The following is a 12,441-nucleotide window of genomic DNA, read 5'->3' on the forward strand; positions in this document are numbered from 1 at the left end:
ATGTATTGACGGAAATTCAGTCAAGCGCTCAGGATTCCCTCTGACTCCACCGTTGAATCAGGGGAGGGTCCATGCCTGGTCATAGACGCCCAGGACGCCGCATGCCCGGATACCGGGCTACGGCGGGCACCACCGCACTGCTCACGCTGCTCGTCCTCGTCCTGGCGGGCTGCTCCACCAGCCGCGGGTCCGACACCGCCGGTGACGGCCCCGTGCGCCTCACCTTCTGGTCGGCGCTGCGCGGCAGTCAGGAGGTCGTCGACGAGTTCAACCGCACCCATGCCGACATCAAGGTGGACTTCCAGCAGGTCCCCTCCGGCGAACAGGGCGGCTGGGCCAAGCTCAGCAACGCCGGCCGCGCGGGCAACGCCCCCGATGTCGCCACCATCGAATACCCCCAGCTGCCCAGCTTCACCATCGACGGCGTCCCCCGGGACATCACCAAGCTGCTGCCCGACTCGGTGCGCCGCAAGATCCTGCCGCAGGCGCTGGACCTCACCACCTTCGACGGGCGCACCTACGCCGTACCGGTGGACATCGAGCCGATGGTCTTCCTGTACCGCAAGGACATCTTCACCAAGAACCACATCCCGGTCCCCAAGACCTGGGCGGAGTTCGAGAGTTCGGCCCGCGAGCTCAAGAAGGCCCAGCCCCGCTCCCGGATCGCCAGCCTCTTCACCACCGGCGGCACCCTCTACATGGCCGGGTACGCCTGGCAGGCCGGGGCCCAGTGGTACCAGACCTCGGGCGGCACCTGGCGCGTCTCCATGGACGACGCCCCCACCCGCAAGGTCGCCGGCTACTGGCAGCGGCTGATGGACGACGACCTGGTGCGCGTAGAACCCGGCTCCAGCCAGCAGTGGCGGGCCCATCTGCGCAGCGGTGAGACGGCCGGTTATCTGGCGGGCGCCTGGGCCGCGGGCTCGATGATGGCGTCCACCCCCGACGGCAAGGGCAAATGGGCCATCGCGCCGATGCCGCAGTGGGACCCGGCGAAGCCCAAGGTGAGCACGCAGGGCGGCTCGACCTTCATGGTCACCAAGGACAGCCGGCACCCCGAGGAGGCCATGAAGTTCATCTCCTGGATGGTGACCAGCCCCGACGCGCTGAAGGCCAAGCTCGCCAGCGGTGTCAGCAGCGCCTTCCCATCCGTGCCCAGCCTGGTCCCGGTCGCCCGCAAGGAGATGGACACCAGCTACTACTCCGGACAGGACATCTTCGGCCTCTTCGGGAAGCAGGCCGAGATGATCACCTCCAGCTGGAAGTGGGGACCGCGGATGGTCTCGACCACCACCTCCGGCGACGACGGGCTCGCCCGGGCCGGAGCCGGCAGCGGCACCGTCCTGGAGGCCCTGCGCGAAGCCCAGAGCAGAACCATGCCCGACCTGAAGAGCCTCGGCCTGTCGGTCACCACCGACTGAGCCCGCCCCGCCACCTCGCACCGCACCTTCAAAAGCCGTACTCACCACGCCTGAGCCGAGGTACCCCGTGAGCACAGTCACGTCCTCAAGACGGACGGCGCCGCCACCGGCGGGCGCCGCCGACCCGCCCCGCAGAACCGGACGGCGCCAGCAGCGGATCGCCGCCACCGTTCTGCTGACCCCCTTCACGGCACTGCTCATCGCCGTGTTCCTCGTCCCCGTCGGCTACGCCATCTACCTCAGCCTCTTCGGCGAGGACCACAGCGGGCTCGGCTTCGGCGGCGGCGAGACCGTCTTCACCGGACTGCGCAGCTATCTCGCGGTGTTGCAGGACCCCAGCTTCCTCTCCGGGTTCGGCACCATCGCCCTCTACTGCGTGATCTTCGTACCCACCGTGGTCATCAGCGCCCTCGCGCTCGCCCTGCTGCTCGACTCGGGCCTCATCCGGCTGCGGCGGACCTCGCAGATGCTGCTCTACCTGCCGCACGCCGTCCCCGGCATCATCGCGGCCGTCATCTGGCTGTACCTCTACACCCCGGGGCTCAGCCCGGTCATCAAGCTCTTCGCCCAGGCCGACATCACCGTCGACTTCCTCGGCCTGCACACCGTGCTCCCGTCGATCGTCAACATCGCCCTGTGGAGCGGCCTCGGCTACAACATGATCATCTTCTATGCCGCGCTCCAGGCGCTGCCGCGCGAGGTGATCGAGGCGGCGACCATCGACGGCGCCGGCGGCATCCGCACCGCGCTCCAGGTCAAGGTGCCCATCATCAGGGGCTCCGTGGTGATGGTGTGCATGTTCTCCCTGATCGGCGCGCTCCAGCTGTTCACCGAGCCCATGCTGATGAACCAGGCCACCCCGATGGTCAACTCCCGCTTCACCCCGAACATGTACATCTACGACGCGGCCTTCCGCCGCAACAACTACGGACTCGCCTCCGCGGCCTCCGTCATCCTCCTGATCGTCACCTGCGTCCTGTCGTACGCCGTGACGCGCTGGTCGGGCCGCCGGGAACGGAGAGCGTGATGACCACGACCACACCCACCACCCCGGTGAACCCCTCCCCGGGACCGTCCAGGCCGCTCGGCAAGCCCTTCGGCCGTTCCAAGCTGACCAGCCGCGGCATCGCCAACGCCGTGGTCCTGATCGCCGCCCTCTACACCATGCTGCCCGCGCTGTGGCTGCTGCTGGCGTCCACCAAGAACGCCGACGCCCTGTTCGGCAGCGACATCTTCTCGCTCGGCGACTTCTCCTTCGGCCGCAACCTCTCCGACCTGTTCTCCATGGACGGCGGGCTCTACGGCGAGTGGTACGTCAACAGCCTGCTGTACGCGGTCGTCGGGGCCCTGGTCGGCTCGCTCATCAGCGTCGCCGCGGGCTACGCCTTCGACAAGTACGAGTTCCGGCACAAGGAGAAGTTCTTCGGGCTCGTCCTGACCGGCGTCATGGTGCCGCCGACCGTGCTGGCCCTTCCGCTCTATCTGGTGGCCTCCGAGATAGGGATGGTCAACACCTTCTGGGCGGTCTTCATCCCGGTGCTCTTCAACCCCTTCGGCGTCTATCTCGCCCGCCTGCTCAGCAGCGGCTATGTGCCCAACGAGGTGCTGGAGGCGTCCCGGGTCGACGGCGCCGGTGAGCTCCAGACCTATGTGCGGGTCAGCCTGCGGATGCTCGGGCCCGGGTTCGTGACCGTCTTCCTCTTTCAGCTCACGGCCATCTGGAACAACTTCTTCCTTCCGATGGTGATGCTCTCCGACCAGCACCTGTATCCGCTCAGCCTCGGCCTCTACACCTGGAACAGCGCCGCCACCGTCTCGCCCGAGTACTACCCCCTCGTGGTCATCGGCTCACTGCTCGCCGTCGTGCCGCTGATCCTGGCGTTCGTCCTGTTGCAGCGCTACTGGAAGTCCGGACTGACCGCAGGGAGCGTCAAGTGACCGCAACCCACCTCTCCGCCCGCCGCCGCCCCCGAGCCGCCCTGGCCATGGCCGAGCGGTCCGCCCGGCAGGTGCTCGGGCCCGCGAGCCTGGACCGGCTCATCGACCTCCTCGACCTCGACCCCGGCCTCGTCATCGACGACTTCACCACCCCGGCCGCCCGCCGCGCCCTCGCCGACACCGAACTGCTGGTCACCGGCTGGGGCTGCCCGCCCCTGGACCGCCGCACGCTCGACGCCGCGCCCCGGCTGCGCGCCGTGGTGCACACCGCGGGCACCGTGCGCCACCACATCACCGACGCCTGCTGGGAGCGCGGCATCGCGGTCTCCTCGGCGGCCGCGGCCAACGCCCTGCCCGTCGCCGAGTACACCGTCGCCATGATCCTGCTGTCCAACAAGCGGGTCCTGGACATCGCCCGGGACTACCGCGCCGAGCGGCGCACGATCGACTGGAACGAGCGCTATCCGGACGCGGGCAACTACCGCCGGACGGTGGGCATCCTCAGCGCGTCCGCCATCGGCCGCCGGGTGATCGAGCTGCTGCGCCCGTACGACCTCGACCTCCTGCTCCACGACCCGTATGTCACCGCTCAGGAGGCGAAGGAACTCGGGGCGCGCCCGGTGCCGTTGCGGGAACTCTTCGCCGAGAGCGATGTCATCAGCGTCCACACCCCCCTGCTGCCCGCCACCCAGGGGCTGGTCAGCCGGGAGCTGCTGGCCGCCATGCCGGACGGCGCCACGCTCATCAACACCGCGCGCGGGGCGGTGGTGGACCAGGAGGCGCTGACCGAGGAGGTGGTGGCCGGGCGGATCCGCGCCGTCCTCGACGTCACCGTGCCGGAGCTGCTGCCCGCCAACTCCCCGCTGTACGACTGCGACAACGCGCTCATCACCCCCCACATCGCCGGATCCAAGAGCGGTGAGCTGCGCCGCCTGGCCGACCTCGCCATCGGCGAGATCGAGCACTACGTCACCGGCCGCCCCTTCGCCCACCCCGTACGACCGGAGATCCTCGACCGCTCGGCATAGGAGGGCGCGCGGCTCCACCCCACCCATCCGCGCGCCCTCTCACGTCCCGCGACCCCCAGGAGGCCCACCCCGCCATGCCCGAGCTCCCCTTCCTCCTCCCCGCCGACGACCGCACCCTCAGCCCCCACACCGGCTACACCCGCGCCCACTGGGAGGCCGCCGCGGACGGCATGCTGCACGCCGCCCTCCGCTACGCCACCCCCGGCCAGGCCCTGATCGACCTGCCAGGACCGCCGTCCAGGTCCGGGGTGCGCTCCGACGGGCTCGAAGGGTTCGCCCGCACCTTCCTCCTCGCCGCCCTCCGCGCCGCCGGGGACTCGGGCAAGGACCAGCACGGCATCCTGGAGCGCTACACCGCGGGGATCGCCCGCGGCACCCGCACCCCCGGGCGCGGGGACGCCGAGTCCTGGCCGGTGATCGGCCATCACGGGGTCCAGGGCCAGCCCATGGTGGAGTCCGCGTCGGTGGCCCTCGGCCTGCGGCTGACCGCGCCATGGACCTGGGAGGCCCTGCCGTCCGACGCCCAGGACCGCACCGAGGAGTGGCTGCGCGGGGCGCTGCGCCACCAGCCCGCGCCCAACAACTGGTACCTCTTCCCGCTCACCGTGGCCGGTTTCCTCGAGTCCGTCGGACGCGGCGACGCCGAGACGGCCCGCGCCATCGAGCGGGGGCTCGGCCTGCTGGAGGGCTGGTACCAGGGCCAGGGCTGGTACTCCGACGGCGACGGGCGGTCGTTCGACCACTACAACGGCTGGGCGCTGCACATGTACCCGCTGCTCCACGCCCATCTCGCGGGCGACGGGGAGCTCCTGGACCGGCTCGGCCCCCGGCTGCGCACCTTCCTCGAGGGCTTCTCGCTGCTCTTCGACGCCGACGGCGCCCCCATCCACCACGGCCGCTCCCTCACCTACCGCTTCGCCGCCGGGGCCTCGGTGGCACTCGGCGCCCTCACCGGCCACACCCCCCTCGCCCCCGGCGCCACCCGCCGCCTCCTCAGCGGAGCGCTGCGCCACTTCCTGGACCGCGGGGCGCTGACCGAGGACGGGGTGCTGAGCCTGGGCTGGTACGGGCCGCACGCCGCGACCCTCCAGCGCTACTCCGGGCCCGGCTCGCCCTACTGGGCCTCCAAGGGGTTCCTCGCCCTGCTGCTCCCGCCCGACCACCCGGTGTGGACCGCGACCGAGGAGGCCGCGCCCGCCGAGGGTCCCGACCGGGCGCTGGCGCTACCCGCCGCCGGGTTCCTCGTCCAGACCACGGGCCGGGACGGGCTGGTGCGGCTGCACAACCACGGCAGCTACAAGCTCCGTCCCTGGGAGGCCGAGCACGCGCCCGCCGACCCGCTCTACGCCCGGCTCGCCTACTCCACCCGCACCGGCCCCACCAGCCCGGACAACACCCCCGACAACCACATCGCGCTCGAAGAGCGCGGCGTGCGCACCGCCCGGCTGCGCATCCACCCCCTGGCCGCGGGCCCCGACTGGCTGGCCTCCTCCCACACCCCCGCCTTCCCCGACGGCGGCCCCAAGGTGCCCTCGATCCGCATCGACAGCCTGACCCTCGTCCGCGGCCGGCTCGAAGTGCGCGTCCACCGCACCGTGGGCGTCCCCGCCGGGACCCGGATCCACCACAGCGGCTGGGCCGTCGCGCTGCCCCCGGGCACCCCGGCGGAGACCGAGAAGGGCGCCGAGATACGGCTGGACGGGGGAGAGGTGACCGGTCAGCTCCTCGGACTGCACGGCTGGGAGACCGCCACCGCGGTCCGGGCGCCGCAGGGCACCGCGTACGGGCCGTGGGCCCTGGTCCCCGAACTCACCGGCACCGTCGGCGAGGACCCCTCGGGCACCCTCTTCGTCGCGCTGGCCTCCCTCACCGGGGAGCGCGACCCAGCCCCGCTCGCCGATCTCGCCACCGCCGAGGTGAACGGGCTCGCGGTCACCGTACGGCCGGCGGACGGCGGGGCCTTCGTGGTGGACTTCGGCGCGGGCGAGGCGCCCACCGTCACGGAGGTGGGCGCGTGACGCGGCTCGGTATCTGCTCGGTGACCCTGCGCCGGCTCGCCCCGGACCGGGTGATCGCCGCCGTGGCCGGAGCGGGCCTGGAGTGCGTCGAATGGGGCGGGGACGTCCATGTGCCGCCCGGCGACGAGGACACCGCCCGGCGGGTCCGCGACGCCACCGTGGACGCCGGGCTCGCCGTCGCCTCGTACGGCTCCTACTACCGCGCCGGGCGAAGCGACCCGGAGGAGTTCGACGCGGTGCTCCGCTCCGCCGTGGCGCTCGGCGCCCCGCGCATCCGGATCTGGGCGGGCGCCACGGGCACGGAGGAGACCCCGCCCGAGGGGCGCCGCGCGGTGGTCGAGGACACCCGGCGCGCCGCCGCGCTCGCCGCGGACGCGGGGGTCGAACTCGCCTATGAGTTCCACCGCAACACCCTGACCGACGGCGCGGACCACACCCTCCGGCTGCTGGAGGAGGTGGACCGCCCCGATGTCGCCACCTACTGGCAGCCGCCCGTCGACATGCCGGACGCCGAGGCGCTGAAGGGGCTGGACGCGCTGGGGGGCCGGATCGCCGCGGTGCACGCCTTCTCCTGGTGGCCCGGGACCACCCGGCTGCCGCTGACCGCCCGCGCCCCGCTGTGGCGCAGCGCCTTCGAGCGGCTGCTCACGCACCGCGCCGCGGTGTCCGCCGACGGCTCGCCGCTGGACGTCCTGCTGGAGTTCGTACCGGACGACGACGAGCGGCTGCTACCCCGGGAGGCGGCCACGCTGCGGGCGCTCGCCGCCGTGTAGGAGCGTCGCCCCGCCGACCCCCTGCCGCCTGCGGCGGTGGGGGGAGCATCGACACGGGATCGGCGGCGATCGAGGGGCAGGTGATCACTGGGGGGTGCGGGAGGCGCCCCCGTAGGAGGTGCCCTCCTCGATCGTGCCGCCGAACTTCTCCCGGAAGTCCTCCATGTTCTTCCGGGGCGAGGACGACAGCACCCAGCGGTTGCCGACCAGATAGACGCCGCCGTACATCTGGGCCGTCTCCAGCCAGTCGCGCTGGTTCTTCGCGGTGACGAAGTCGAGGAAGAGGAACTTGCCCCGGGAGTTCTTGCAGACGGCCTGGCGGTAGTCGTCCACCTTGGTGGTGAACTCGGGCTTGCAGCGAGCGGCCGAGGCGAGTTGTTCCACCCGCGCGGCCTTGGGCGTGGGACTGGCGCTCGCGCTCGGCCGGGCGGCGTTCCCTCCGGCCTCCGCCTTGGCGTCTGCCTTACCGTCCCCGCCCTCGCCCCCGCCGCCGCATCCGGCGATGGCGAGCAGCGCGCCCACGGCCGCCGCGACCGCCATCGCGCGCGGGGCGCGGAGGGCGGTCCGGACCGGGTGCGGAGCGTCGGCGTCGGCGGCGTCGTACATGAAAGGCCCTCTCGCATCGTCGGATACGGGGTGCGGCCGCGTCTCTCGCGGCCACGGCTACGGCTACGGGTACGGATGGCGGTCACCGATCGTTCACCGGCCTCGCGCCGTCCCGCACCCTTCCGCACCGGTCCACGCCGGGCCGGGCGCGCACGCGGATGCCCGGACCCTTGACAGCCAGGTCGGATGCTGGATTACTGGACCGCGCCCGAACGGTAACCGAATGTTCGGTCGGCATCCGGAGGTGGTGGACGGCCCATGGTGGACTCGCTGAGCGCGGCTCCGCTCGACGACGCCGAGCGGATGAGCCCCGAGGAGCTGAGGGCGCTTCAGCTCACCCGGCTGCGTGCCACCTTGCGCCATGCGTACGACCATGTCGAGGTGTACCGCGAGAAGTTCCGTGCGGCCGGGGTCGGCCCCGAGGACTGCCGCACCCTGGAGGACCTGGCCCGGTTCCCCTTCACCACCAAGGCCGATCTGCGCGACAGCTACCCCTTCGGGATGTTCGCCGTCGAGCAGAGCGAGGTGCGGCGGCTCCATGCCTCCAGCGGCACCACCGGCCGCCCCACCCTCGTCGGCTACACCGAGTACGACCTGTCGACGTGGGCGGAGGTGATCGCCCGCTCGATCCGCGCGGCCGGCGGCCGCCCCGGCCACAAGGTGCATATCTCCTACGGGTACGGGCTGTTCACCGGCGGCCTCGGTGCCCACTACGGCGCCGAGCGGCTCGGCTGCACCGTCATCCCCGCCTCCGGGGGGATGACCGCCCGGCAGGTGCGGCTCATCCAGGACCTCAGGCCCGAGATCATCATGATCACCCCCTCCTATCTGCTGACGCTCCTGGACGAGTTCGAGCGGCAGGGCGTCGATCCCCGCTCCACCTCCCTCCAGGTCGGCATCTTCGGCGCCGAGCCCTGGACGGAGGAGATGCGCCGGGAGATAGAGGAGCGCATGGACATCCACGCGGTGGACATATACGGGCTCTCGGAGGTGATGGGCCCGGGAGTGGCCCAGGAGTGCGTGGAGACCAAGGACGGACTGCACGTCTGGGAGGACCACTTCTACCCCGAGATCGTGGACCCGCTCACCGATGAGGTGCTGGCGGGCGGCGAGGAGGGGGAGCTGACCATCACCACCCTCACCAAGGAGGCGCTCCCCGTCATCCGCTACCGCACCCGGGATCTCACCCGGCTGCTGCCCGGCACCGCCCGCCCCGCCTTCCGGCGCATCCAGAAGATCACCGGCCGCTGCGACGACATGCTCATCGTGCGCGGGGTGAATGTCTTCCCCAGCCAGATCGAGGAGATCGTGCTGCGGGTCCCGTCGGTGGCCCCGCACTTCCAGCTCGAGCTGACCCGGCGCGGCCGGATGGACCATATGGCGGTGCGGATCGAGGCGCGCCCCGGGGTCGGCCCTGAGCGGCGCGCGGACGCCGCCACGGCGATCGCGCGGGGCGTGAAGGACGGGGTGGGGCTCACGGTCGAGGTGGAGGTCGTGGAGCCGGAGACGCTGGAGCGCTCCGTGGGCAAGATCCGCCGGGTCAAGGACCTGCGGACGGAGGGCTGAGCGCGGACCGGGCCGAGCCGCCCCGGGCGCCGTCCGTGGCCAGGACGGACCCGAGGCGCGTGCACGGGCTCGGCGTGCCGGTTCGAGGGTTTCTCAGCGTGCCAGCCCGAGGGCGGCGACCTCGTGATGCAGCGGCAGCCGCGCCCCGCAGACCGTCGCCTGGGCCTGCGCCGCGACCCGGCGCCGGTCGTCGACGTCCCGCATCGGCCGCAGCGGCCGGTGCACGTTCACCCGCACCGTGAGTCCGTCGGCGCGGATCACCCGGCGCAGCGAGTGGCCGAAGTCGTCCTCGCCGACGAAGGCGGCCACCGTGGTCGGGGCGCCGTGCTGGACGTAGTCCAGGGTCACCGGGCGCACCGGCGCGCCCGCGTCCAGCGCGGCCTGGAAGGTGGCCCGGCGGAAGCTGCCGCCGGTGCCCGCACACCAGGTGATGCCCTGCGGAAAGGCCATCACCGACTGGCCGTCGCGCAGCCGGGCCGCCATCTCCCGTACCGTCGCGGGGAGTTCGCGCAGCGAGTCGCGGTCGATGTACAGGGTCCCCGCGCGGGTGACCATCGGGCCGATCACCGGCCAGCCCGCGATCTCCCGCTTGGCCAGCATGACCACGGGCTCGATCGACAGCAGCGCGATGATGTCCAGCCAGGAGATGTGGTTCGCCACGATCAGCGTGCCGGTGGTCCCCGGGGCGCTGAGCGTGCTGTCGCCGGCCACCTCCAGCCGGATCCCGAGGGAGTCCAGCAACGTCGCGGCCCGCGCCCGCAGCGTCTCGGGCTCGGCGATCCGCCGGCCGGACACCAGCGCGCCCAGCACCGCCCGGCCGAAGACCGCGGCCCGCCGGGCGACCCGGGTGGCCGGGGCGCGGTCGGCGGCGTGGGCGACACAGCCGGTGGTGCACGGCGACCAGGCCGCCCAGGCGTGTGCGGGCAGGCTCATCGCGGCCGGGACGGTCACTGGGATTCACCCAGGAAGTAGCGGCGGTAGCGGTCGTTCATCCGCTCGGTGTCCAGCAGCACGAAGAAGTCGGCGTCGTTGAAGGCCCGGTCGTGCTGCGGGGAGCCGCACATCCAGGCGCCCACCCGCAGATACCCGCGCAGCAGCGGCGGCAGATCGGCGTATGCGGGCTCGCCGTCCAGCGGCCGCGAGGGTATCCAGGGGTCGAGCGGGTGGACCCGCATCTCCGGCGGGGCGGCGTGCTTGGTGGTGCCGAGCAGCCAGGCGTTGGCGGCGGCCCGCTCGCCCTCGGCCAGCGGCACCGAGGCGCAGCCCGCGAGATAGCGGTGGCCGGACAGCAGCACATAGCGGGCCAGGCCGGCCCACATCAGGTTGATGACGGCGCCCGAGCGGTGGTCGGCGTGCACACAGGCGCGGCCGGCCTCGACCATGGACGAGCGGACCTCGGCCGGAAGCCCGTGCAGATTGAACTCGGTGTCCGAGTAGAGCCGCTCACTGCGGCCCGGGGGGAGCAGCCGGTACGTGCCGACCACGGTGCCCGTCACCGTGTCCGTGACGATCAAGTGGTCCATGACCTCGTCGAACTCGTCCACGTCGCGGCCGTCGACCGCCGCGTCCAGCCGGCCGCCCCTCTCCTCGCCGAACACCTGGTAGCGCAGCCGCTGGGCGGCGTGGATCTGCTCCCGCGTGTGGGCGATCGAGGTGACGTACGAGCTGGTGGGCGCCGTCGTGGACGTCGTGAGCACGGACATTCCTGTTCTCCGTTCGAGGGAAGTCAGGAGCGGTGGGGACTGGGGAAGAGCGGAAGAAACGCCTCACTCGCCGTGCGGTACGCGGAGGCGGCGCGTACCGGGGCGTCCACCAGTCTTGCCGTGGCGACGTACGTCACAGTGTCCGTGCGGTGATTCGACGACTGCCAGCCGATGACGAAAACATGCCGCAGGTCGGCCGTGGTTACGGAGCGGTAGCGCCGGTGCCGCCGCTGTCATCGGCGGCGCGGGTGGCGTTCGGGAGCGGGAACCCCAGCGCATGGGCCGCGGTGGCGGGGGTGGGCTGGGACCAGTAGTCGCTTACCGCTTCGGCCGAGGACAGGGAGCGGGTTTCGGCCAGATCCAGATAGAGGACGCCGTCGAGGTGGTCGGTCTCGTGCTGGACGATCCGCGCGGGCCAGCCGGTGAACTCCTCGTCCAGCTCCCGCCCCGTCTCGTCCTGCCCGCGCAGCCGGATCCGGTCCGGCCGGTCGACCACGGCCTGCCAGCCGGGGATGCTCAGACATCCCTCGAAGAACGCGGCCCGGCCGTCGCCGACCGGTTCGTAGCGGGGATTGACCAGCACCCGGTACGGCTGCGGCACCCGGCCGCGCGCCTCGCGCACCTCGGCCGTCACCTCCGCCGGGTCCTCGATCACCGCCAGCCGCAGCGGCACACCGATCTGCGGGGCCGCGAGCCCCACTCCGGGCGCGGAGTGCATGGTCTCCCGCATCGCCGTCAGCAGCCGGTCGAGCTGGTCCGCGGGCAGCTGGCCCTCGTACGGCAGGGCCGGTCGCCGGAGCACGGGGACGCCCGCGGAGAGGATCGGCAGCGGGCGGGTCCCGGAGAGCAGTTCGTCGACGAGCTCGGACAGGGTGGTGGTCGGCATGGGGGACAGCCTGGCAAGACGATCACGCCACGGCAATTCGGGGACGGGGCCGGGGTTCGGGCGCCCTCGGGTACGGGTGCTCACCATCGGACAAAAGGTGAACAGGGCACCGATGGGATCCGTAGACGCTGACGAGCCGCCGGGGAACATCCCACGCCCCCGCGGCTCGGCCGAGTCTCCCGGCTCGGCCGCTGCCGCTCCGCGATGCTCTCCCCGTTGTGCACGCGGGGCGGCAGCCTTCCCGATCCCGCGCCCCCGGTCCCGCGCCCCCGGTTCCGCGCCCCCGGTTCCGCGCCCCCGGTTCCGCGCCGTGGGGCGGCGGCCCTCCCGGCCGCAGGGAGTATCCGACGCAGCCCACCGCCTGCGGCGAGCTGCTCCCCTCCCCACCCCTTCCCGATACTGGTGCTCCGCCCCAGCCCCCGGACCGGGGCTCCGCCCCAGCCCCCGGACCGGGGCTCCGCCCCAGCCCCCGGACCGGGGCTCCGCCCCAGCCCCCGGACCG

Annotated in this window: 11 protein-coding genes; 7 read left to right on the top strand and 4 right to left on the bottom strand. The window is 72.4% G+C overall.

The window, feature by feature from the left end:
* Positions 1 to 101 precede the first annotated feature (101 nt).
* From ABD329_RS10205 to ABD329_RS10230, 6 genes are all read left to right on the top strand, one after another.
* Positions 102 to 1,421, top strand: a complete 1,320-nt coding sequence (locus ABD329_RS10205) for an ABC transporter substrate-binding protein (protein WP_246618334.1) — start codon at positions 102 to 104, stop codon at positions 1,419 to 1,421.
* A gap of 67 nt (positions 1,422 to 1,488) precedes the next feature.
* Entirely contained in the window at positions 1,489 to 2,448 is a 960-nt protein-coding gene (locus tag ABD329_RS10210) for a carbohydrate ABC transporter permease (RefSeq protein ID WP_344316251.1), read from the top strand.
* Positions 2,448 to 3,359: a carbohydrate ABC transporter permease gene (locus ABD329_RS10215; RefSeq protein WP_246618335.1), complete on the top strand. Its 912-nt coding sequence runs from the start codon at positions 2,448 to 2,450 to the stop codon at positions 3,357 to 3,359. The genes ABD329_RS10210 and ABD329_RS10215 overlap by 1 nt, the downstream gene beginning before the upstream one ends.
* 47 nt (positions 3,360 to 3,406) lie before the next feature.
* Positions 3,407 to 4,387, top strand: coding sequence for a hydroxyacid dehydrogenase (locus tag ABD329_RS10220; RefSeq protein ID WP_198276341.1), 981 nt, complete (start codon positions 3,407 to 3,409; stop codon positions 4,385 to 4,387).
* Positions 4,388 to 4,461: 74 nt separating this feature from the next.
* A complete protein-coding gene (locus ABD329_RS10225; protein ID WP_344316252.1) occupies positions 4,462 to 6,405 on the top strand; it encodes a DUF2264 domain-containing protein in 1,944 nt (647 codons plus the stop codon).
* The gene (locus ABD329_RS10230; protein ID WP_198280865.1) at positions 6,402 to 7,178 is read left to right on the top strand and encodes a sugar phosphate isomerase/epimerase family protein; all 777 of its coding nucleotides are present in this window, start codon (positions 6,402 to 6,404) and stop codon (positions 7,176 to 7,178) included. Before ABD329_RS10225 ends, ABD329_RS10230 begins: the two co-directional genes overlap by 4 nt.
* An 84-nt stretch (positions 7,179 to 7,262) precedes the next feature.
* On the opposite strand, the gene ABD329_RS10235 is transcribed toward ABD329_RS10230, so the two are convergent.
* A complete protein-coding gene (locus tag ABD329_RS10235; protein ID WP_198280864.1) occupies positions 7,263 to 7,784 on the bottom strand; it encodes a hypothetical protein in 522 nt (173 codons plus the stop codon).
* Between the two features lie 258 nt (positions 7,785 to 8,042).
* Between ABD329_RS10235 and paaK the strand changes: the two genes are divergently transcribed.
* Positions 8,043 to 9,350 carry a phenylacetate--CoA ligase PaaK gene (gene paaK, locus ABD329_RS10240; protein WP_198280863.1) on the top strand — a complete coding sequence of 436 codons (1,308 nt, stop codon included), beginning with the start codon at positions 8,043 to 8,045 and terminating at the stop codon, positions 9,348 to 9,350.
* 93 nt (positions 9,351 to 9,443) lie between these two features.
* On the opposite strand, the gene ABD329_RS10245 is transcribed toward paaK, so the two are convergent.
* From ABD329_RS10245 to ABD329_RS10255, 3 genes are all read right to left on the bottom strand, one after another.
* Positions 9,444 to 10,301, bottom strand: coding sequence for a lysophospholipid acyltransferase family protein (locus tag ABD329_RS10245; protein ID WP_198280862.1), 858 nt, complete (start codon positions 10,299 to 10,301; stop codon positions 9,444 to 9,446).
* On the bottom strand, positions 10,298 to 11,053 hold the full coding sequence (locus ABD329_RS10250) for a GNAT family N-acetyltransferase (protein ID WP_198280861.1): 756 nt from the start codon (positions 11,051 to 11,053) through the stop codon (positions 10,298 to 10,300). The genes ABD329_RS10245 and ABD329_RS10250 overlap by 4 nt, the downstream gene beginning before the upstream one ends.
* Before the next feature lie 202 nt (positions 11,054 to 11,255).
* Positions 11,256 to 11,939 (bottom strand): peptide deformylase, encoded by a 684-nt coding sequence (locus tag ABD329_RS10255; RefSeq protein ID WP_198280860.1) that lies wholly within the window; start codon positions 11,937 to 11,939, stop codon positions 11,256 to 11,258.
* Positions 11,940 to 12,441 lie beyond the last annotated feature (502 nt).

The organism is Streptomyces javensis, assembly GCF_039525925.1.
In the GTDB taxonomy this organism is placed as follows: Bacteria; Actinomycetota; Actinomycetes; order Streptomycetales; family Streptomycetaceae; genus Streptomyces; species Streptomyces asiaticus.

Coding starts and splice junctions, on each gene's coding strand:
- ABD329_RS10205 (WP_246618334.1), top strand. CDS start 102: ATGCCCGGATACCGGGCTACGGCGGGCACCACCGCACTGCTCACGCTG.
- ABD329_RS10225 (WP_344316252.1), top strand. CDS start 4,462: ATGCCCGAGCTCCCCTTCCTCCTCCCCGCCGACGACCGCACCCTCAGC.
- ABD329_RS10250 (WP_198280861.1), bottom strand. CDS start 11,053: ATGTCCGTGCTCACGACGTCCACGACGGCGCCCACCAGCTCGTACGTC.
- ABD329_RS10235 (WP_198280864.1), bottom strand. CDS start 7,784: ATGTACGACGCCGCCGACGCCGACGCTCCGCACCCGGTCCGGACCGCC.
- ABD329_RS10215 (WP_246618335.1), top strand. CDS start 2,448: ATGACCACGACCACACCCACCACCCCGGTGAACCCCTCCCCGGGACCG.
- ABD329_RS10255 (WP_198280860.1), bottom strand. CDS start 11,939: ATGCCGACCACCACCCTGTCCGAGCTCGTCGACGAACTGCTCTCCGGG.
- paaK (WP_198280863.1), top strand. CDS start 8,043: ATGGTGGACTCGCTGAGCGCGGCTCCGCTCGACGACGCCGAGCGGATG.
- ABD329_RS10220 (WP_198276341.1), top strand. CDS start 3,407: ATGGCCGAGCGGTCCGCCCGGCAGGTGCTCGGGCCCGCGAGCCTGGAC.